Below are 20,143 nucleotides of genomic sequence, written 5' to 3' on the forward strand. Positions count from 1 at the left end.
TCCGGCCGGCCGCGCCCGCGACCCCGCACATCCCGGATCACCACCGGTCGAGGGCCGACGGCATGGCGAAACTTCCGGAGATTGACCGGAAACGTAGTGAGCAAGTGTTACCAATGTCAATCCCAGATTTGGGTGCAACGGTCCGGCCGAGCCGTCCGCCCTGCTGTCCAGATGTCATGATCGGCGGGTCGCCGACCCGGAAAGTGCTCGATGCGGGACCGAAACTTTCAGAGTCGGGTCGCCGGCTCGGCCCGGTACCGGACGATCTGTGCCCGGTTCGGGGCGCCGGCGGGCCGGCCCGGCGGGTTGGTTCCCGATGACAGAATCGGCCGCGACGCTTCCCGCGCCCCACGTGTCGGCGACGGGGCGTGCCTGAGCGACCGTCACGCGAGAGGACGCGATGAGCACCACGGGGGAGAGCGGGTCCGGCTGGTTCCGTAGCCCGCTGCGGCCCTTCCGGAGCGGGCAGTATCGGCTGCTCGTCGGCGAGCTGATCATGTCGTTGTTCGCCGCGGGCGTCTGGATGATCGCCATCGTCTGGCAGGTCATCGCGATGGGCGGAGGCCCGGGTACCCTCTCCGCCGTTACCGCCTCGATGGCGGCCGGCACGGTGGTCAGCACACTGCTGGGCGGGGTTCTGGCGGACCGGATTCCGCAACGGCGGATCCTGCTCGCCGTCGCCACCGTCCGGACCGCGGTCGCCGGCGTGGTGGCGCTGCTGGCGGTCGTGGAGTGGCTGCGGCTATGGCAGCTCGTGGTGGCGGCGTTGCTGATCGGCGTCGGCAACGGCTTCAACTATCCGGCCTATTCGGCCCTGCTGCCGTCGCTGCTTCCCCCGGACGACCTGATGGCCGCCAACGGCATCGAGGGGATGCTCCGACCCACCATCATGCAGGCGGCCGGCCCGGCGGTCGCCAGCGGGCTGATCGCCGCCTCGTCACCGAGCGCCGCGCTGGTCGCGGTCACCGTGCTGGAGGTGGCCGGGGTCGCGTTCCTGTTCGCCCTGCGTCCGGTGCCGCTGCGGCACGACCACCCGGCCACATCCGCTCACCCGGTCCGCGCCGCCCTGGTCGACCTGCGGGACGCCTTCGTCTACATGGGACGCACGCCGTGGTTCCTCGCCACGCTTCTCTTCGCCTCGATCGTGATTCTCCTGGTCATGGGCCCGGTCGAGGTGCTGGTCCCCTTCGTGATCAAGGATCGGGTCGGCGGCGGCCCCGCTGACCACGCCCTGGTGATGGCGGCCTTCGGCATCGGCGGGGCCCTCGGCTCCCTCGGCATGGCGTCGCTCCGGATGCCGCGGCGCTATCTGACGATCATGAATCTCTTCTGGGGCTTTGGCTGTCTGCCGCTGGCGCTGGTCGGCGTCTCCGACACGGTCTGGCTGATCGCCGCCGCGACCTTCGTCGTCGGGGTCTGTTTCTCCGCTCCCATGGCCATCTGGGGCACGCTGCTCCAGCGGCGGGTGCCGGCCCACATGCTGGGCCGGGTCTCCAGTCTTGACTTCTTCGTCTCCCTCGCCTTCATGCCGCTCTCCATGGCCGTCGCCGGTCCGGTCAGCAGCGCCATCGGGCTCGGCGCGACGTTCGCGGTCGCCGGCCTGCTTCCGCCCGTGCTCGCTGTGCTCGCGATCGTGCTGGCCCGGATGCCCGAGGACGAGCGGGCGCACCCGCTCGACGTACCCGGGGAGCGCCCCGAGCAGGGGCCGGACGAGCTGGCCGGGATCGGCGTTTCCGGCGAGGTCGGACGCCCGTGAACCGGCGGTTCCGCCCGTCCGGACCCGGATCGCGGCGCACCGGCCGACCCGAACCGCCGAGGTGGAGCGCCCGACCGGAGGTGGGCCGCGGAGATGCCGGCGGGGCACCCTCCCGATCGTCTCCGCTCAGATCTGGTCGTGGAACGGATCGTGCCCGATGAGGTCCAGGAACGCCTCCCGGATGTCGAGCCGGATCGGCTCGCCCCGCTCGACGTGTTCCCGGACCTGCTGAAACAGCGGCATCAGCAGCCGGGTCTCCTCGGTGGAGACGACGGCCACCAGCGGGGCGAGGGCCTCCCGCTCGATCTCGATGCCGACGACGGCGGTGCCGGGGATCGTGGAGAACCGGAACGGTCCCAGTCGTTCCACGGCGACCGACGGCACCCGCTCGGTGCCGGGCGTCCGTCCGGCGGCGCGTAGCGCCGCGATGCGTTCGAGCTGGTACTGCGCCAGGGCGCGGAGCGTGGTCGGCTTCTCGGGGTTGTCGCGGATCTCCCGGAGTCGCCGCTCGATGTCGTCGAGGCCGGTCGGGTCGTCATCCACTGGGCCGGGCATCACCAGAGCGTATCGACGCCTGCGCCGGCCCCGTCGCACACCGGGTGCGAGGCCGGGCCGCCAACTCGGCCTATTATCCTAGGATGGTGTACGGGGTGTGCTCCGGCTCTCCCGGGACAGACCGCCGCTCCCGCCGAGCAAGGTCGAACCGCGACCGTGCCGAAACCGCCCCGGGGCCGGTTCACCCCGACCAGGTGGGAAGGAGGAGGACGGGCCGAGCAGCGTTCCCCGGCAGCCGGCCACCGGGCGGGGGGACCAGGGCGTCCCTGGAACCCGGATCCGTCACCGGCACCGGGCCCCGTACTCGGGACCGTGTGGGCGCCCGCCACATCCGGCGACGGTCCTCGCCCAGGATCTGTCCACTAAGTCTGTCTACTGCGGACGGAGAGGTCCGGGATCGGCGCTGCCGGAAGCGATGTCGTCGGTCCGCAAAATGTCGTCCGGCTGCTCTATGGTCATCCGGCACCGAACGGAAGGACAAGATCGTGGACGCGGTCATGGTCGGCTGGGAGCGGCACAGCACGGCGCGAGTGCTGCCACCCGTGCAGCCGCGGAAACTGGCGAAGGTTCCCTTCGTGGAGCTGGCGGACGGACGGTTACAGGGCGTCGTCTCGAGTGGTTCGGACGTGGAGCGGGTGTACGTCTCCTCGGTCGTCGCCGGCTCGCACGGCTACAGTTGCAGCACCAACAACAACCGGCCCTGCGGCGGGTTGCGGGGAACGCCGTGCAAGCACATCCAGGCGCTCCTCGAGGAGGCCGTGGTGCAGTACGGCGTAGCCCGGGTGGCCCGCTACCTGCGCATCGACGTCGACGACCCGGACTGCACCGACCTTGACCTGCTCCATCGGCTGCGCGGCGGTCCCGAGTCGATCCCAGCGGCGGTGGTCTTCAGCCGGTTCCTGCGCCACCTCGCCTACCTGGAGGTGCCGGAGTCCACGGAGCCGGTTCCCGAACTGCACTGGTTCCCGGCGACGAGGGTGGGACGCTGATGCGGGGCACACACCTGGCCGAGCTGTTCGACGGCGCCGACCCGGGCGTCGCCGATGCGCTCGACGTGGTCTCCGGTTTCGACGAGGCGTTGGTGCCCGGCCTGGCCCGGGTCGGCGCGGAGCAGCAGAGTCAGCTCGCAGCCCTCGCCGGCGCCGTGGCGGTGACGCCGCTGCGGGAGCGGACCCGGGAGGCGGTTGAGAAGGTGGCCGCCGGTTCGTTCGGCGACGAGCACCTGGCCATGCTGGCGGGTGCCCGGACCGCGCTGCTCGGTGCCGTGCACGATGCGCTGCTGGAGCGGCTGGACACGGCACTGGGCCGGCCCCGGGCGACGTGGGCGACGGCCGAGGCACCCGCGCCGTCGGTTTCGGAGAACCTGATGGCCGGTGTCCGGTCGTGGCTGCGGGAGGTCGCGATCGCCGGCTGGCGCGGCGTTGACCACGACCTGGTCTCGGCCTCCGCCCAGACCGCGGAGGCGGTGCTGGCGGTGCCGGCGCTGCGCCGGTTGGCGGTGCTGCTCGACGGTCTGGCCGCGGAGCTGCGGGCGTCCTGTCCGGTGGCGACGATGGAGCGGTTGCCGCTCCGGCGTTGGGCCGACCTGTGGTCGCGGGCGTTGTTGCTGGCCCAGCCCGGCGGGTTGCCGGGGTCGGCCGCGACCCCGGTCTCGGGACGGCTGCTGCCGCTCGGGGTGGACGTGCACGAGCACGGCACGGCGGTGCAGGTGCAGGTGCACGCCGTCCTCGAGTCCGCCGACGTCCCGCCCCGCCTGGTCCGGACGAGCCTCACCACCGCGAAGGTGGAGACGATCGTCGGCCCGGCGGTGTGGCGGCTGCTGCGTGGCGCGCCGGTGCTGTTCAAGGCGCTCGCCGAGCACCGCGCGCTCGAGATCACCGACGTTCCTCTGTTGCCCGGCGGGGATCTCGTGTGGCAGGACGGGAGCGCCCGCCCGGGGGAGACGGTGGAGCCGTTCGCCACCGCCCGCCTCCACCTCGGCACCGCCCTCGCCCCGGCGGTGCCGCCGCTGGAGCGCCACCCGGTACGCATCGCCGAGCCGGTCCTGCTCGAGGGATACGCCGTGGCGGTGTCCGAGGAGGGAGAGAGCCGGCTGGACGTCGACGGGCAGGCTCTCACCGTCGACGTGGCCCGGCTGCCGGGCTGCGGCCCGCTCACCCCCGACCTGGTGGCGGCCTCGTCGGCATGTCTGGGGCTGGTCCGCTGGGACGGGGGGCGCTGGCTGCTGCAACCCCTCGCCGTCCAGGTTCGGAACAGGCGGGGCACCACCGAGGCGCACACCGCGGACTGGGCGCTCGGTCCCACCGACCCCAAGGTGGTCCGGGCCGAGGCAAGGGCCGGGGACGCCGTGGCGGTGCTGCGCGAGCGGGCGGGACGGTTGCTGCGGCGATGAGCGGATCCCAGGTGACGGCGCCGACCGGCGCCGAGCTGACCACGACGCCCGGCGGCGAGCCGGAAACCGCCCGGTCGACGGCGGACGAGAACCGGCGACAGGTGCTCTACTGGCGGCTGCTGGCGCGGCTCTTCGATCCCGAGGAGCAGCCATCGCTCGAGGCGGCGAGCGTGGCCATCGTCGACGATATCGGGCTGCCGGCGGCGCTGCTGGACCCGACCGTGTCGGTGGACACGCTCGTGCAGCGGTTCCCGGAGCTGGCCGCCGAGTTCGAGGGCCTGATGGCGCCCCCGGACGCCGGCGGGCCGGCACCGGCGGAGCACGGGCCGACCCAGGGACCGGCCGCCGGCCCCGACTCCCAGACCGCCGGCGCGGGCGAGGAGGGCACGGCCCCGGGCGGCGGTGCCGTCGGGGTGCCGGCCGTCGACGTCGAGGCGGCGCCGCGGTCGGGTCCGCGCGACCACACCACGGCGTCCGAACAGCCCGCGGCACCCGGTCTCGACCGGGTGGCACCGGTCGGGGCGGCCGAGGTACGGCGAGCCGCGCTGGTCTCGAAGCTGCTGCTGAACGTCTTCGCGACCGGTTCGGGCGAGGTCACCGCGACCGACCTGGCCCGGTGGCAGTCCGACGCCGGCTGGTTCGAGCGGGCGCTGGGGTGCGAGGCGGGCCAGCTGCGCGGGCGCCCCGGGGCGAGCGAACTGGGCGGCGTGCTGGCCGGCCTGGAGGGGGATCTCGTCCGCCGCATGCGGCTGCGCGAGGTTCTCGCCAATTCGGCGCTGGCCCGGCAGCTGACCCCGAGCATGTCGCTGATCGAGCAACTGCTCCGGGACAAGGCCAACCTCTCCGGGGTGGCCCTTGCCAACGCCAAGGCGCTGATCCGCCGGTTCGTCGACGAAGTCGCCGAGGTGCTGCGTACCCAGGTCGAGAAGACCAGCGTGGGAAAGATCGACCGGTCGGTGCCGCCGAAGCGGGTGTTCCGCAACCTGGACCTGGAGCGGACCATCTGGAAGAACCTGACGAACTGGAGCCCGGAGGACCAGCGGCTCTACGTCGACCGGCTCTACTACCGGCACACCGCCCGGCGGACCACCCCGGCCCGGCTCATCGTGGTGGTGGACCAGTCGGGGTCGATGGTCGACGCGATGGTGAACTGCACCATTCTGGCCTCGATCTTCGCCGGGCTGCCCAAGGTGGACGTCCACCTGGTCGCGTACGACACCCGGGCGCTGGACCTGACTCCGTGGGTGCACGACCCGTTCGAGGTGCTGCTCAGGACCCAGCTCGGCGGGGGCACCGACGGCATGGCCGCGTTGCAGCTGGTCCGCCCCAAGGTCGCCGAACCGAAGAACACCGTCCTGGTCTGGATCTCCGACTACTACGAGTCGAATCCGCAGGGCGTCTTCGAGGCACTGGCGGCGCTGCACCGGTCCGGGGTCCGGGTGATTCCGGTCGGCTCGGTGAACAGCGGCGGACAGCAGAGCGTCAATCCCTGGTTCCGGCAGCACTTCAAAGACCTCGGTACGCCGGTCATCTCCGGCCACATCCGAAAACTCGTGTTCGAACTCAAGAGCTTCCTCAGCTAGGAGACCCCTCACATGACCGATGACCTGTTGCGCGCCCCCGCCGAGGTGAAGTACGCCGACGAGCTCGACTGGCTGGAGTCGATCGACGACGGCCCCAAGCCGTTCTCATGGCGGCTGAGCCCGCGGATGGTACGGATCTTCGTGCTCGGCTCGGAGCCGTCGGACGGACTCGAGCGGGAGATCCCGCAGAAGTGGTTCGGCGACCGGAGCCTCGTCGAGCGCAGCATCGTGACGCTGGCGTCGGACCGGGGTCTGCTGCTGATCGGTGACCCCGGCACCGGCAAGAGCTGGCTCGCCGAACTGCTCGCGGCCGCCATCTGCCGCACCTCGACCCTGGTGGTCCAGGGCACCGCCGGCACCACCGAGGATCACATCAAGTACTCGTGGAACGTCTCGATGGTGATCGCCCGCGGACAGTCCCGGGAGTCGCTGATCCCCTCGCCGATCATGACGGCGATGGAGCGCGGCGTGATCGGTCGGTTCGAGGAGCTGACCCGGGCGACCAGCGACGTCCAGGACGCGCTGATCTCGATCCTCTCCGAGAAGTACGTCTCGATCCCCGAACTCGACGATGACAACATCGTCTTCGCCAAGCCCGGCTTCTCGATCATCGCCACCGCGAACAGCCGGGACCGCGGGGTCAACGACCTCTCCTCGGCGCTGAAGCGGCGGTTCAACTTCGTCCGGATCCCCGTGGTGACGAACAAGCGCAGCGAGGCGGAGATCGTCCGGTTCCGCACCAGGGAACTCCTGCGCCGGCACCAGATCACGCTGGACGTACCGCCGAACCTGCTGGACATCCTGCTGCGGAGTTTTGCCGACCTGCGCGCGGCGGCCGCCGCGGCCAGCAGCGACGACGAGAGGCTGGAGTCGGCGCTCTCGACCGCGGAGCAGATCGGCGTCCTGGAGGACGCGATCCTGCACAGCCACTTCTTCGGCGACCGGACGCTGCGGCCCGCGACCCTGGCCAGCTCGCTGGTCGGCTCGCTGGCCCGCCGCAGCCCGGAGGACCTCGCCATCCTCAACAAGTACTGGCACGGCGTGGTGGAGCCGCGCAGCAAGTCCGAGGGCGGGGACTGGCCCGAGTTTCTCGAGGGGGGTCGGCGGGCGATCGCCACGCTGTCATGACGACGAGCATCGACGAGTCGGCGGGCCGGGGCGCGGAGCCGGCCCCGGCCCGCCCGGCCCCGGGACCGGACAACGAAGCGGGCCGCTCGGCTCCACACCGTGGCGTGGCGGCCCTGGCCCAGTCGCCGTTCGCCCCGTTGCGCCACCAGCTGCAGGAGGCCGCGGCGGCCTTCGCCGACGGTCCCGACGGGCTCGCCGGCATCCTCACCGGGATGGTCGACGACGTCGACCGGGCGCTCAGCGAGGAGCTGGAGATCTTCCCCGTCTGCCACCACTCGCCGGCCTCCGCACTTGCCATGGCGCGTCGCCTGCGCGAGAAGCAGCCGCAGGTCATCTACCTCGAGCTCTGCGAGGACCTGCGGCCGCTGCTGGACGAGTTGCGCAACTGTCGGCTTCCGGTGGCGTTGCAGGCCTTCGCCTCCGACCTCGACGGGTTCCCGGCGGCGTGGGGGCCACTCAGTGTGGTCGCGCCGATCTCGGAGGCGTCCGCGGAGTACCAGGCGATCGCGTACGCGCTCGACACGCCGGGGGTGGAACTGGTGCTGGTCGACCGCTCGGCCGACCACGTCTTCCAGTGGCAGTCCGATCCGCCGGCCCGGCGCGGCGCTCCGGCCGAGGAGGACGGTGTATCCCATGGTGAACCGGATCCGTCGGCGGCGGAGGAGGCGGCGCTGCACGGGGACGCCGTCGGCGTCGAGATCGGTGACCTCCGGCCCCGGTTCGCCGAACTCGAGGCGTACCTGCTGCACCACGGTCGGGTGCGGCACTGGTCGGAGTGGTGGGACCAGTACGTCGAGCAGCCGCTCTCGGGCGCCGACTACGAGACGTACCGGCAGGTCATGGTGATGATCGGCAGCCTGTTCCGGCGGCTGCGCCGCGGGGACGAGGCCCGGGCGGATCGGGACGAGGACCGCGAGCGCTACATGTGGACGCGGATGCGGCAGCACCTGGCCGCCTCCGGCGTCGACCGGTCCCGCTGCCTGTACGTCTGCGGCGCCTTCCACGCGGCCAGCCCGGTGCCGGAGTTCGGCACCGCGCCCGGGACACCGGATTGGGAGATTCCCGCCCGCACCGGCACCCGCTGGCTGTACGGCCTGATCCCCTCCAGCTACTCGGCGATCGAGGCGCAGTTCGGGCTCGCCCCCGGCTCGGTGTCGATCGCCCAGGCGACCTGGGCCAAGGCGGTCAGCCGCAGCGGCGTGGTGCCGTACCGGTTGGCCGGCCAGAGGTCCGGCCGTAGGCGGGCGGCGAAACCGGTGCAGACCCCGGCGCCGAAACCGGTCACCGATCGACTGTCGGAGTTCCTGTCCCGACCTCCCGTGCTCGACGACCTGGACGAGGCGGAGCTGCTCGGCTGGTGCGTCGATATCGTCCGGCTGGCCCGGCGTAACGGCTACCAGGCGAGCACCGCCGACGCGATCGCGGTCTTCGAGACGTCGATCCTGTTGGCGGGGATGCGTAACCGGGCCCGGCCCACCCCCTACGACTTCGCCGACGCGGCGGTGACCTGTATCGAGAAGGACGTGGTGCCGGGGCGTCGTGACGTTCGCCGGCTCTGCGAGATCCTCCTGGGCGGCGACCGGATCGGTCAGGTCGGTTACGACGCCCTGCCGCCGCTGGTCCGGGACGTTTTCGACCGGCTGGCACCGCTGGGCCTGCCGTTGGAGAAGCGTACGGTGCAGCGGGCGTTGCTGGACCTGACCGCGCGTCCGGAGCTGGTGCCCTGCTCCGACCTGCTGTGGGTGCTACGGCGCCTGCTGCCGGAGGGGATCGTCCGGCCGATCATGGGTGAGCGGCGGTTGGGTGAGCGCTCCATCCAGGAGAGTTGGGACCTCTGGCTCGGCCGGCACCAGCGCGCGATCATCGAGCTGAGCTACGAGGGCGTCACCGTCGAGCAGGTGCTGGAAAAGCGGCTGCGCCGGGCGGTGTGGGCGCCGGACGCCACCGTCGCGGTCGCCCTGGCCGCGGTCGAGGACGCGATCCTGTATCTCGGCAACCAGCGCTTCGTCAACGAGCTCGGGGCGCGGGCGGTGGAGTTGCTGGCCGCCGAGCGTACGGTCGACGACGCACCGGAGGTGCTGCGCCGATTCCGTCGCCTGCTGGCGTACTACCGGACCGCGGAGCCGGAGCTGCCGGCCTGGTGCGACGAGTTCGCCACCGCCGGCTACGCCCACTACTGCACGTTGTTGCCGACCGCGTTCCTCGAGGAGGAGACCGGGATCCGTCAGGTCGCCGCGATGCTCGGCTTCCTCTTCTCCATGGAGAGCCTCGCGCTCGCCCTCGGCTGTGACCGGACCCAGCTGGAACTCGCGGTACGCCAGTCGCACCCGGAGGCGCCAGCCAAGGTCGCGCTGCTGTGGGCGGCCCGGGTGCAGCTCGGGCTGCTGTCCCAGGCCGAGCTACGTGCGCGCTGCGACGAGATGCTGGGCAACCCGCTTGTCGTGCCCGCGTTCCCGCAGTACCTGAGCGGGTTCGTCCAGGCCCTGGAGCCGGTCCCGACGCTGGCGGCGTTCGTGGTCGAGATCATGTCGAAGGCATTCGCCCGACTGCCCGATTCGGTGCTGCTGCCGTGGCTTCCCACCCTCATCACCACGCTGCGCGGGCCAGGGGCCGAGTTGGTGCCGGTGTTGGTGCGCGAGGCCGCCCGGACGTTCCCGGCCCGGCTCCCGGCGCTCGACTCCTGGGTGCCGCCGTGGGCGACGCCGACGGACGGAGACGACGCGGCCGGGAACACCGCGGCGGAGCCGAGCGGCGGCGGGGAGGCGGCGTCGGGACCGCTGGTCGACCTCCTGCTCGCCCAGCCGGCGACCACGGACGCGGTGGCCGAGCTCGTCGGCTGCGCCGCGGCGGGCTGGCGGTCAGTGGGTGGCACCGACGGCGCGACGGGGGGCGGTGACGGTACGGCCGGGACGGGCGCACTGCGGGCCCTGCTCGGCCGGCACGGCGCGACCGCCGACGTCGTCGCCGCACTGCTCCGGCGGTAGCCCGTCCGCCGGCACGCCCGGCCGCTGGCGCCCACCGGCACCGCGCCGGTGGGCGCCGGCGCCGGCGGACCGGTCGACGAACCCGCACCCGTCGTCAAGGATCTTGTGCACCTCCCGACGCTCCGGGTCCGGGGCGCCGGGAAGGGGCAGGAGCTCACCGGACGGCGGCGTCGCGGAGCGCGCGGGCGGTCGCCGTGCCGGTGAGGCCCGCGACCGGACCCTGGTAGAGGATCTGTCCGCCGTGCCGGCCCGGCCCCGGTCCGAGATCGACAAGCCAGTCGGCCCGCCGGATGACGTCGAGATTGTGTTCGATGACGACGACGGTGTGCCCGTGCGCCACGAGGTTGTCGAGCACGTTCAGCAGGGTGTCGATGTCGCGCAGATGCAGTCCGGTGGTGGGTTCGTCGAGGACGTAGAGCGTCGGGCCGGTGGCGTCGCGCAGCTCCTTGGCGATCTTGACGCGCTGGCATTCGCCGCCGGAGAGGGTGCTCAGCGGTTGGCCGAGCCGCAGATAGCCGAGACCGACCTCCTCGAGATGACGCAGGGCCCTCGTGATCGCGGGGTCGGCCAGCCGGCGGACCGCCTCGGCGATGGTCAGATCGTCGACGTCGGCGATGGAGAGCCCGTCGACCCGATACCGTAGGACCTCGCGGGTGAAGCGCCGCCCCTGGCAGGTATCGCACACGGTCTCCTGGCCCTCCATGAAGGCGAGGTCGGTGTAGATCACCCCGAGGCCCTTGCAGTCGGGGCAGGCACCCTCGGAGTTGGCGCTGAACAGGCCGGCCGGTACGCCGTTGTGGCGGGCGAACAGTCTCCGGATCGGGGCCGCGATGCCGGTGTAGGTGATCGGGGTCGAGCGGCGGTTGGTGCTGACCGGCCGCTGGTCGATCACCACGGCGTCGTGCTGGGCGACGAGTTCGGCGGCGAGACTGGACTTCCCCGAGCCGGCGACGCCGGTGAAGACGGTCATGACCCCGGTCGGGATGTCCACCGTCACGTTCTTCAGGTTGTTGCGGGTGGCGGCGGCGATGGTGACGGCGCCGCGCGGTGTCCGCGGCCGCTCCTTGACCGGCCGCTGCCGGGCCAGCGCGGTGGCGGTGGGCGTGTCGGCTCGCCGGAGTTCGGCGAAGGTGCCCTGGAAGACGAGCCTGCCGCCGCCGTCGCCCGCGTCCGGCCCGATCTCGACGATCTGGTCGGCGATCGCCATGACGGCGGGATCGTGCTCGACGACGAGGACGGTGTTGCCCTTGTCGCGTAGCCGCTGCAGCAGGGTCGTCATGGCGGCGACGTCCTGCGGGTGGAGTCCGACGGTGGGCTCGTCGAAAACGTAGATCATCTCCACCAGGCTGCTGCCCAGGTGCTTGACCGTCTTGACGCGTTGTGACTCGCCACCGGACAGCGTGGTCGTGGCGCGCCCCAGGTGGAGATACCCGAGCCCGATGGTGACCAGCGCGTCCAGGCGCGCTGTCAGGGCGGCGACGACCGGCGCCACGGCCGGCTCGCTCACCCTCGGCACCAGCGCCGCGAGTTCAGCGATCTCCATTCGCGCCATCTCGCCGATGGTGTGGCCGAGCACGGTGGCGGTGCGGCTCGCCTCGTTGAGCCGGTCACCGTGGCAGTCGGGGCACACCGTGGAGCGGGTGAACCGGGCGATGACCTCCTGCTTACGGTCGGACAGGTTGTCGGGTGTACGGAGGTAGATCCGTTCGAACCGTTCGACGACCCCCTCGTAGTCCTTCGGCGGTCTCCTGCCGAGTCGAGCGGCGTGTTCGCCGCCGAACAGGAGTGCGTCCCGTTCGGCCTGGGTCCAGTCCCGCAGCGGTGTGTCGGGGTCGAACGTGCCGATGTCGGCGTACTGGGCGTACCAGTAGCCCCCGTTGCCGAACCCGGGCAGCAGGATGGCGCCGTCCTTCAGCGACCTGTCGAGGTCGAGGAAGCGGTCGACGGCGCTGACCACCACCTCGCCGAGCCCGGAGCACGTACGGCACATGCCGGCGGGATCGTTGAACGAGAAGTGGTTCGACTCGCCGACGTACGGCGTACTCACCCGGGAGAACAACAGCCGCAGGTACGTCCACGCGTCCGTGACCGTGCCGACCGTGGACCGGGCGTTCCCGCCGATCCGCCGCTGGTCGATCACCACCACCGGGGAGAGGCCGTCGATCTGGCTCGCCTCGGGCCGGGCCCACTTCGGCAGCCGGTTGCGGACGAACGGTGGAAAGGTCTCGTTGAGCTGGTAGCCGGCCTCCGCGGCGATCGTGTCGAAAACCAACGACGACTTGCCCGACCCGGACACTCCCACGAAAACCACCAGCTGCCCGCGTGGCAGGACGAGGTCGAGGGATCTCAGGTTGTTGGTCCGGGCTCCGCGGATCTCGATCTTTCGCTGGTACATGCGGCCCACCGTAGGACCAGATGTGGCCGGAAAATGACCGCGACTGACGGCGAGAATGGTGCCCATGGCCGACGTCACCCAACGAGTCCTCGCCCTGCTGGCGGCGCTGCAGACGGGTCGGGCGTTCACGGGCGACGAGTTGGCGGCCCGCCTCGACGTCAGCCCACGCACCCTCCGCCGGGACGTCGACCGCCTGCGCCGCTACGGGTATCCCGTCGAGACCCAGCCAGGACCTGGTGGCTACTACCGGCTCGCGGCGGGAACCGCCATGCCGCCGCTCCTGCTGGACGACGACGAGGCCATCGCGGTCCTGCTGGGGCTGGCCACCCTTGCCTCGACCGGCAGCGCCGTCGAGGGAAGCCTGGACGACGCGGCGACCCGGGCGTACGGCAAGGTCGACCAGTACCTGCCCCGGCGGCTGCGCGGCCGCGCGGCGGCGCTACGCGCGAGCCTCGAAACCACGCAGGTCAGCGCGCCCAGCACCCGTGCCGAGACGATGAGCGCGCTCGCCAGCGCGATCCACCACAGGCGCCTCGTGACCTTCGACTACGTCAGCGCGACCGGGTCCCCGACCGCACGCCGGGTCGAGCCGTACCGCCAGATCCACCACAGCCTGCGCTGGTACCTGCTCGCCTGGGACGTCGACCGGAGCGACTGGCGGGTCTTCCGTACGGATCGCATCACCAACCTCCGCGAGCCCGGCGGGGCCTTCACCCCACGCCCCCTGCCCGCCGACACCGGCCTCGACTATCTGCGCCGAGGTCTCGACCGGCACCGGCAGCGGGTCGTCCTGACCGTCGAGGCCCCGGTCACCGCGGTGGCGGACGCGTTCCGCTACCAGGACGCCGAACTCACCGCCGTCGCCCGGGACCGTACCCGGGCCGTCGTGGCGCTCGACTCCTGGCAGTGGCTCGTGCTGAACCTCGCCTTCCTCGACGCCGATTTCACCATCCACGAACCCGTCGCCTTCCGGACGGCGTGCGGTCGCTTCGGCGCCCGGCTACACGGCGGTGCGCGACCCGCGCCCGACACCGAGTCGACCGCTGCTGCGCCGACCGGGACCGGCGCGGATCGCCCGGACCCGACCGTGACCCGCCCGCAAACCGTCGGCGGTGAACCCGGGCGGGCCGGCTACCCGTGAGCGTTGCGCCGATGCCACGCCGCCATCCGGCGCCACCGCCGCGTCCGACGAGACGCCGGAGGCGCTCCGGCACCCCCTGATCATCGCCGGCAGGCTCACGCATTGACAGTCGATACCTAACCGTTAGAGCATAACGGCTAAGTATCACGGGCCCGGCGCTGCGGCAGCTCCGACCGGCGACCATCGTCCACCTGTGGACGGTCCACGTCGGCGCCGACCGGTTCCGCGATCCCACTCCGCCGGTCCCGGCTCCGGCGGTCCACGTCGGCCGGTCGTCGCGCGCCGGTCAGGGAGGAGAGGCGCCATGCCGACCCCATCCGCCGTACCGCACCACACGTCCGCGCGGCGTCCGGACGTCCCCGGCGTCGGTACCCCGACACCACGCGTCCCGCTTCCGCCACTGGCCCGGGGGCCGGTGGGGCTCGTGGCCGCCGCGGTGGGCGCGCTGCTGCTGGCCACCAGCAACGGCTACGGGTACCACCGCGACGAGCTGTACTTCCTGATGCTCCGACCGGCCTGGGGCTACCGGGACCAGCCGCCGCTCACCCCAGCGCTGGCCCGGCTCGCCGACACGCTCTTCGGCGGTTCGCTCTGGGGCCTGCGGATCCCGGCGACCCTCTGTGTGGTCGCGGCGGTGCTGCTCGCGGCCCTGCTCGCCCGGGAACTCGGCGGCGCGGCGCCGGCTCAGATCCTGGCCGCGTTCGGTCTCGGCACCGGTGCCACGACGCTGATCTTCGGACACGTGCTCCTCACCGCCACCGTCGACCTGGTCGTGTGGCTCGCCCTCCTGTTCTGCGTCACCCGGGCGTTACTGCGGGACCGGCCCCGGTGGTGGCTCGTCGCCGGGGTGGTGCTGGGCGTGGGACTCTACAACAAGCTCCTCGTCGTGCTGCTCCTGGTCGGTCTCGGCGCGGGGCTGCTTCTCGTCGGACCGCGGCGGATCCTGCTGGACCGGCGGCTCTGGGCGGGGGTCGTGGTCGCCCTGGTCGTCGGCGCGCCCAACCTTGGCTACCAACTCCTGCACGACCTGCCCCAGGTCGACATGGCGGGCGCGATCGCCGAGGACCGGGGTGCCGAGTCCCGGACCACCCTCGTGCCGTACCAGTTTGTCCTGCTCGGCCCGCCGCTGGCCGCGATCTGGATCGCCGGGCTGGTGGCGCTGCTGCGCCGTCCACAGTGGCGTCCGGTACGGGCGATCGCGGTGGCGTACCTGGTGGTCTGCCTCCTGGTGCTGGTGGCCGGCGGCCAGCCGTACTACCCGTACGGGCTGCTCGGCGCGCTCCTCGCCGCCGGGTGCGTGGTCACCGCCGAGTGGTTCGGGCGGGGCGCCCGCCGGTTCCGGCTCGGCCTGGTGGCGGCGGCTGCCGTGCTCAACGCCGTGGTGAGCACGGTGACCGCGCTGCCACTGCTGCCGGTCCGCACGCTCGGCGACAGCCCGATCCCGGCGATCAACATCACCGCCGCCGACTCCGTCGGCTGGCCCCGCTACGTCGACCAGGTGGTCCAGGCGTACGCCGCGCTGCCCGCCGCCGACCAGGCCCGGGCCATGGTGCTCACCGCCAACTACGGCGAGGCGGGAGCCCTCACCCGGCTCGGCGGCGACCGGCTGCCCGCGATCTACAGCGGTCACAACGAACTCGGGTTCTACGGGCCCCCGCCGGAGTCGGCGACCGTGCTGATCGGCGTCGGGGTCGGCGAGCCGGCCCGACTCGCCCCGTTCTTCGGCACCTGCCGGCTGGTCGGACGGCTCGACAACGGTGTCGGCGTCGACAACGAGGAGCAGGGCGCGCCAATCGTGCTGTGCCGGGACCGGCGACGGTCCTGGGCCGAGCTCTGGCCCGGCCTCCGGCACTTCGACTAGCCGGGCCCGGCCGCCTCCGTGGCACGCCGAGGAGATGGGGGTGGGATCGGAGCACCGTCCCATCCAGCGGGCCGGAGCACGCGGCCCGACCCGGCGGCCTCCGAACCGGGAGCGGTCCGGCTACCGGCGGCCGGAATCCGGGCTGATCGCCCCCGCATGCCCGAGCGATGGGCGGGAAATGGGTACCCGTACCAACCGGGCGGTAACCAGCCGGCCCGGCGGCGAGGGATTCGTCAGCGAGGTGGGTGCGATGAGTGTGAGCAGGCGACCGGCGAACCGCGGCGGCGACGAGACCGGACGAGGACACGGTCCGGAGTCGGTCGAACCGTGGGGGACCACCGGCGGCACCGAGGACCGCGACCCACCCTGGGGAGCCGGGGAGGACTCCCCGCTGGACGAGGGGAGTGAGCCGACCGGACTCCCGCCCGGCCGGCGCGCCGAGCGGCGGGCCGGTGCGCCGACCGCCGGGGAGCGGGCCGGCGGTGAGGAGGCCGGCCCCTGGGCACCCGAGTCCGGGCGGCACGGCTTCGGGACGGTCGAACCGAGCCGAGTCCCGGAGGCGGGGCCCGGCGGCCCGCCGGATCCCGCCCCGTCCCGCCGCCTCTACCCCGAGGACACCGGTCTCGACGATCTCGGGGACAACCCGCTGGAGCGGGAGACCGGCATGCGGCCCGAGGGCGTCGCGCGGCACGAGTAGTCGTGGCCGGGCCGGCCGTCGGCCGAGCGCCCGACATCCCTGCGTCAGGTGTCTCTGCGGCGTTGGTAGTACCGGGCCACGCGAACGCGGTTACCGCAGAGGGTGGGGGAGCACCAGCGGCGGCGGGGGTGAGCCGGCAGGAAGAGCATGACGCACTGCGGGCCCTCGCAGGCGCGGATCCTGGCGGCGGCGGGATCGCTGAGCAGGGCGACGGCTGCTTCGGCGAGTTGTGCGAGCAGGCACGCGCGATCGTCGCCGTTCCTGCGGACGGTCCGGCGGAGGTCGGGCTCGAGGACCGTGTACGGCGGGGCGGCGCGGACGGCCTCGTTGATCGCGTTCAGGGCAGCGGCCGGTACGGGGGAGCCCCGCCGCGTCGCCTCCACCGCCTCCCGTACCTGCGCGCGGAGTTCCCGGACCGCATCGAGATCCCCGGCGGTCAGGGACCGGGGAGGGGTGATCCGGTCGGCCTGCAGGGCGAGCCAGTGCCGGAAGTCGGTGACCCGGTCGAGTGCGTCGATCCAGCCCTCCGGGGTCCGGGCACGGGTGTTGAGGAAATCGAGGGCGAGCGGCTCGCCGGTCAGCGGGTGCACGTACCTAATGCTACTTCAGGTTGTTGACACGTTAGCGTCCCCCTGGTTTGATCTAATGCATCTTCGAGCGAAAGATGCATGTGACATGGAGCTTCCCGAGATCAGGCACGGGTTTGTCGACGTTGCTGGGGTGGAGGTCTTCTACCGGGACACGGGCCGCAAGGACGGACCGACCCTGCTGTTGCTGCACGGCTTCCCCTCGGCATCCCACCAGTACCGGCGTCTCATGGACGCGCTGGGCGGCCGCTATCGGCTGATCGCCCCGGACTACCCCGGGTTCGGGCACACCCGGGCCCCGGACGACTTCACCTACTCCTTCGAGAGCCTGGCCGACGTCATCGAAGGCTTCGTGACGAGGATGGCTCTGGACCCGTTCGTCATGTACGTCTTCGACTTCGGCGGCCCGGTCGGGTTCCGGCTCGCCACCCGCCACCCCGAGTGGATAACGGGCCTGATCGTGCAGAACGCCAACGCCTACCGGGAGGGTCTCTCCGAGCAGGCCGTGAGGACGATCTACGCGCCCGCCGACGCGCTTGGCGACCTGTTCACCCTCCCCGTGACGCGGAGCCAGTACGAGGGTGGGACCAGCGACCCCTCCCTGGTCGCTCCCGACGGCTGGACGCTCGACCAGCACTTTCTCGACCGTTCCGGGCGCAGGGAGGCGCAACTCGCGCTGGCCCTGGACTATCGGTCGAACGTTGAGCGGTACCCCGACTGGCAGGCCTGGCTGCGCCGCCACCAGCCGCCGACGCTGATCGTCTGGGGGCGTGGCGACCCGTTCTTCCTCGAGTCCGGCGCTCGCGCGTACCTGCGCGACGTGCCGGAGGCCGAACTCCACGTGCTGGACACCGGCCACTTCGCGTTGGAGGAGAAGCTGCCGCAGATCGTTCCGCTCATCGACAAATTCCTGGCGCGGCTGGCGTGACGCGTGCTCCGGCTCCGACCGGCGACCGCTCCGTCGGGGAACGCGACCGGTCAGGCGGTGGGGGCCGGCAGGTCCGCCGCGGGGTGGGAGGCCTGCCGGCACGGCCATGTTCGGGTGTGCGACCCGGCATGCCGCGGGACACCCCGCCGGCCGGCCACGGCGACGTGGGGCCGACCGGCGGGTGTCCCCGGGTCCCCGTCCCGGCGGGATGCCCCGGTACGGTCAGGTGGCGGTGCAGCCGGGTGTCAGACCGGTGCCGTTGCCGGTGGCCTGGAAGCCGAACTCGGTCGACTGTCCGGGCGCGAGCCGGCCGTTGTAGCTCACGTTCGTGAACCGGACGGTGCCGCTGTTGCCGCTGCGTTGGGCGTTCCAGGCGTTCGTGATCGTCACACCGGCCGGCAGGGTCAGCTCGACGCTCCAGCCGGTGGTACCGGCGGAGCCGGCGGTCACCCGCACGGTGGCCACGAAGCCGCCGGTCCAGGAGTTCAGCGACACGGTGGCGGAGCAGCCCGCGGGCACCGGTGGCGTCGTGGTCGGCGGCGGATCGGTGGGTCCCCCGGTCGGTGTCGTGGTCGGCGGGGTGGCCGTCGGGGTCGGGGTGCCGTCGTCGGTGAGGCTCCCGGGAACGGCTCGGAGAGCGTCGTACCAGGTGGTGGCCATCTTGCTGTAGCCGGTCGCGTTGGGGTGGACGCCGTCGGCCAGATCCGCGGTGGTGAGGGCGGGGTACATGTCGACCAGGTACACCTGTCGGCCGGCGGCCGCCCGGCTCTGCACGATCTGCGGTATCGCCGCGTTGAAGCTGCGTACCTGGGCGTCCGCGAACGAGAGTGGGATGAGGGTGGCCACGAAGAGCTTGGCGTTCGGTGCCGTCGTGGTGATCCGGTCGATCAGCGCGGCCAGCCGGTTCGGGGCGTTCGGCAGGTCGCGGTTCTGGGCGATGTCGTTGGTGCCGATGTGCAGCAGGATCGTCCGGGGCTGGTAGGTGGTCAGCCAGCCGACGATGTTGGCGTCGATCTGGTCGATCCGCCAGCCGGAGTGGCCCTCGTGGTCCCGGTCGCCGAGGCTGGCGGGGCCGTTGGCCTGGGAGCCGACAAAGTCGATTGTGTACCCGCCGGCCACCACCTTCTGCCACAGATCGATCCGATAGCCACCGGGCACGTTGAAGCCATCGGTGATCGAGTCGCCGAGCGGCATGACCCGGACTCCCGCGGCCGCCTCGACCCGACCGGTGGTGTACGTCACCACGGCCAGTGCCGCCAGCACGGTTGCGGCGATCAGTCCGGACCATCGACGTAAGCGTGGTTTCATCAGCTACTCCCTCCTCGATATGCATCTATGTATATCGATTGGAGGTCGGTTGGCCGCGGATGTGCGGGACGGTTGTCGATCCGCGCGGCGAGCGCGCGTCGACCTGCGCCGAACGGGAGTGTGCTCCGCCCGCCGGCGCGACGCCCGCCACGCGGCTGCCGGCCGTGACCGTCCGCTGGCTACCATCCAGCCGTGGATCTCCAGGGAGTGCTCGCGCCGGATCGGCCCCTGCTCGTCGTCGCGCTCGCCGAGGAGGCGGCATACCTCGACCGAAGCCTGCCGGTGCTGGTGACCGGCATGGGGAAGGTCAACGCCGCGAGCGCGCTCGCGGCGACGCTGGCCCGGGGGCCGCTGCCCTCGGTCGTGGTCAATCTCGGGACCGCCGGAGCCCTACGACCCGGCTTGACCGGGACCCACGAGGTGGGCCAGGTCTTCCAGCACGACCTCGACACCGACTTTCTCCGGGAGTTGACCGGGCTGACCGTCGGGGCGCCCTTGACGCTCGCCGATGATGGTCCGGTGCTCGCCACCGGCGACCTCTTCGTCGCCGAGGAGTCGGCCCGCGACCGTCTCGCCGCGCGGGCCCACCTGGTCGACATGGAGGGCTACGCGGTCGCCTCCACGGCACGGCTGTTCGGGGTGCCGGTCCGTCTGGTCAAGCAGGTCAGCGACGACGCGGGCGACGAGGCGGCGCGTACCTGGCGGGAATCGGTCGACGCCTGTGCCCGCGCCCTCGCCGACTGGGCGCGTACCCGGCTGTGAACCGTCGACCCGGCCCGGCGTGCCGCCGCGGTCGCGGTGGTCGTGCCGTCGCGCCGGGGCCGGTAA

At 72.1% G+C, this 20,143-nt stretch carries 15 protein-coding genes; 11 read left to right on the forward strand and 4 right to left on the reverse strand.

What is annotated here, in order from left to right; all coding sequences use genetic code 11:
- Positions 1 to 400 precede the first annotated feature (400 nt).
- Positions 401 to 1,756, forward strand: coding sequence for an MFS transporter (locus tag EF879_RS21610; protein ID WP_123561500.1), 1,356 nt, complete (start codon positions 401 to 403; stop codon positions 1,754 to 1,756).
- Between the two features lie 126 nt (positions 1,757 to 1,882).
- Here EF879_RS21610 and EF879_RS21615 read toward each other — a convergent pair whose 3' ends face one another.
- The gene (locus tag EF879_RS21615) at positions 1,883 to 2,311 is read right to left on the reverse strand and encodes a hypothetical protein (protein ID WP_148086517.1); all 429 of its coding nucleotides are present in this window, start codon (positions 2,309 to 2,311) and stop codon (positions 1,883 to 1,885) included.
- 497 nt (positions 2,312 to 2,808) lie between these two features.
- Here EF879_RS21615 and EF879_RS21620 point away from each other — a divergent pair, with 497 nt between their 5' ends.
- The 5 genes from EF879_RS21620 to EF879_RS21640 all read left to right on the forward strand — a co-directional run bounded on the left by EF879_RS21620 (position 2,809) and on the right by EF879_RS21640 (position 10,398).
- The gene (locus tag EF879_RS21620; protein ID WP_123561685.1) at positions 2,809 to 3,300 is read left to right on the forward strand and encodes a hypothetical protein; all 492 of its coding nucleotides are present in this window, start codon (positions 2,809 to 2,811) and stop codon (positions 3,298 to 3,300) included.
- A complete protein-coding gene (locus tag EF879_RS21625) occupies positions 3,300 to 4,703 on the forward strand; it encodes a hypothetical protein (protein WP_123561503.1) in 1,404 nt (467 codons plus the stop codon). The genes EF879_RS21620 and EF879_RS21625 overlap by 1 nt, the downstream gene beginning before the upstream one ends.
- Positions 4,700 to 6,286: a VWA domain-containing protein gene (locus EF879_RS21630; RefSeq protein ID WP_123561505.1), complete on the forward strand. Its 1,587-nt coding sequence runs from the start codon at positions 4,700 to 4,702 to the stop codon at positions 6,284 to 6,286. Before EF879_RS21625 ends, EF879_RS21630 begins: the two co-directional genes overlap by 4 nt.
- Before the next feature lie 12 nt (positions 6,287 to 6,298).
- A complete protein-coding gene (locus EF879_RS21635; RefSeq protein ID WP_123561507.1) occupies positions 6,299 to 7,414 on the forward strand; it encodes an AAA family ATPase in 1,116 nt (371 codons plus the stop codon).
- A 104-nt stretch (positions 7,415 to 7,518) separates the two neighbouring features.
- Complete coding sequence (locus tag EF879_RS21640) at positions 7,519 to 10,398, forward strand: DUF5682 family protein (protein WP_123561687.1); 2,880 nt, start codon at positions 7,519 to 7,521, stop codon at positions 10,396 to 10,398.
- A gap of 154 nt (positions 10,399 to 10,552) precedes the next feature.
- Here the strand turns inward: EF879_RS21640 and EF879_RS21645 are convergent, their stop codons facing one another.
- Positions 10,553 to 12,793 (reverse strand): excinuclease ABC subunit UvrA, encoded by a 2,241-nt coding sequence (locus EF879_RS21645; RefSeq protein WP_123561510.1) that lies wholly within the window; start codon positions 12,791 to 12,793, stop codon positions 10,553 to 10,555.
- Between the two features lie 64 nt (positions 12,794 to 12,857).
- On the opposite strand from EF879_RS21645, the gene EF879_RS21650 reads away from it, so the two are divergent.
- The 3 genes from EF879_RS21650 (at position 12,858) to EF879_RS21660 (ending at position 16,492) form a co-directional block, all read left to right on the forward strand.
- On the forward strand, positions 12,858 to 13,934 hold the full coding sequence (locus EF879_RS21650) for a YafY family protein (RefSeq protein ID WP_123561512.1): 1,077 nt from the start codon (positions 12,858 to 12,860) through the stop codon (positions 13,932 to 13,934).
- 304 nt (positions 13,935 to 14,238) lie between these two features.
- Positions 14,239 to 15,795 (forward strand): glycosyltransferase family 39 protein, encoded by a 1,557-nt coding sequence (locus EF879_RS21655; protein ID WP_123561513.1) that lies wholly within the window; start codon positions 14,239 to 14,241, stop codon positions 15,793 to 15,795.
- Positions 15,796 to 16,045: 250 nt separating this feature from the next.
- The gene (locus tag EF879_RS21660) at positions 16,046 to 16,492 is read left to right on the forward strand and encodes a hypothetical protein (RefSeq protein WP_123561689.1); all 447 of its coding nucleotides are present in this window, start codon (positions 16,046 to 16,048) and stop codon (positions 16,490 to 16,492) included.
- A 44-nt stretch (positions 16,493 to 16,536) separates the two neighbouring features.
- Here the strand turns inward: EF879_RS21660 and EF879_RS21665 are convergent, their stop codons facing one another.
- Positions 16,537 to 17,082 (reverse strand): ABATE domain-containing protein, encoded by a 546-nt coding sequence (locus EF879_RS21665; protein WP_199736557.1) that lies wholly within the window; start codon positions 17,080 to 17,082, stop codon positions 16,537 to 16,539.
- Positions 17,083 to 17,167: 85 nt separating this feature from the next.
- Here EF879_RS21665 and EF879_RS21670 point away from each other — a divergent pair, with 85 nt between their 5' ends.
- Positions 17,168 to 18,007 (forward strand): alpha/beta fold hydrolase, encoded by an 840-nt coding sequence (locus tag EF879_RS21670; protein ID WP_123561517.1) that lies wholly within the window; start codon positions 17,168 to 17,170, stop codon positions 18,005 to 18,007.
- 222 nt (positions 18,008 to 18,229) lie between these two features.
- Here EF879_RS21670 and EF879_RS21675 read toward each other — a convergent pair whose 3' ends face one another.
- Positions 18,230 to 19,315 carry a GDSL-type esterase/lipase family protein gene (locus tag EF879_RS21675; RefSeq protein ID WP_123561519.1) on the reverse strand — a complete coding sequence of 362 codons (1,086 nt, stop codon included), beginning with the start codon at positions 19,313 to 19,315 and terminating at the stop codon, positions 18,230 to 18,232.
- 192 nt (positions 19,316 to 19,507) lie between these two features.
- Here EF879_RS21675 and EF879_RS21680 point away from each other — a divergent pair, with 192 nt between their 5' ends.
- The gene (locus tag EF879_RS21680) at positions 19,508 to 20,077 is read left to right on the forward strand and encodes a nucleosidase (protein WP_123561521.1); all 570 of its coding nucleotides are present in this window, start codon (positions 19,508 to 19,510) and stop codon (positions 20,075 to 20,077) included.
- Positions 20,078 to 20,143: the final 66 nt, after the last annotated feature.

The organism is Micromonospora sp. HM5-17 (assembly GCF_003762835.1).
Classification (GTDB): Bacteria; Actinomycetota; Actinomycetes; order Mycobacteriales; family Micromonosporaceae; genus Plantactinospora.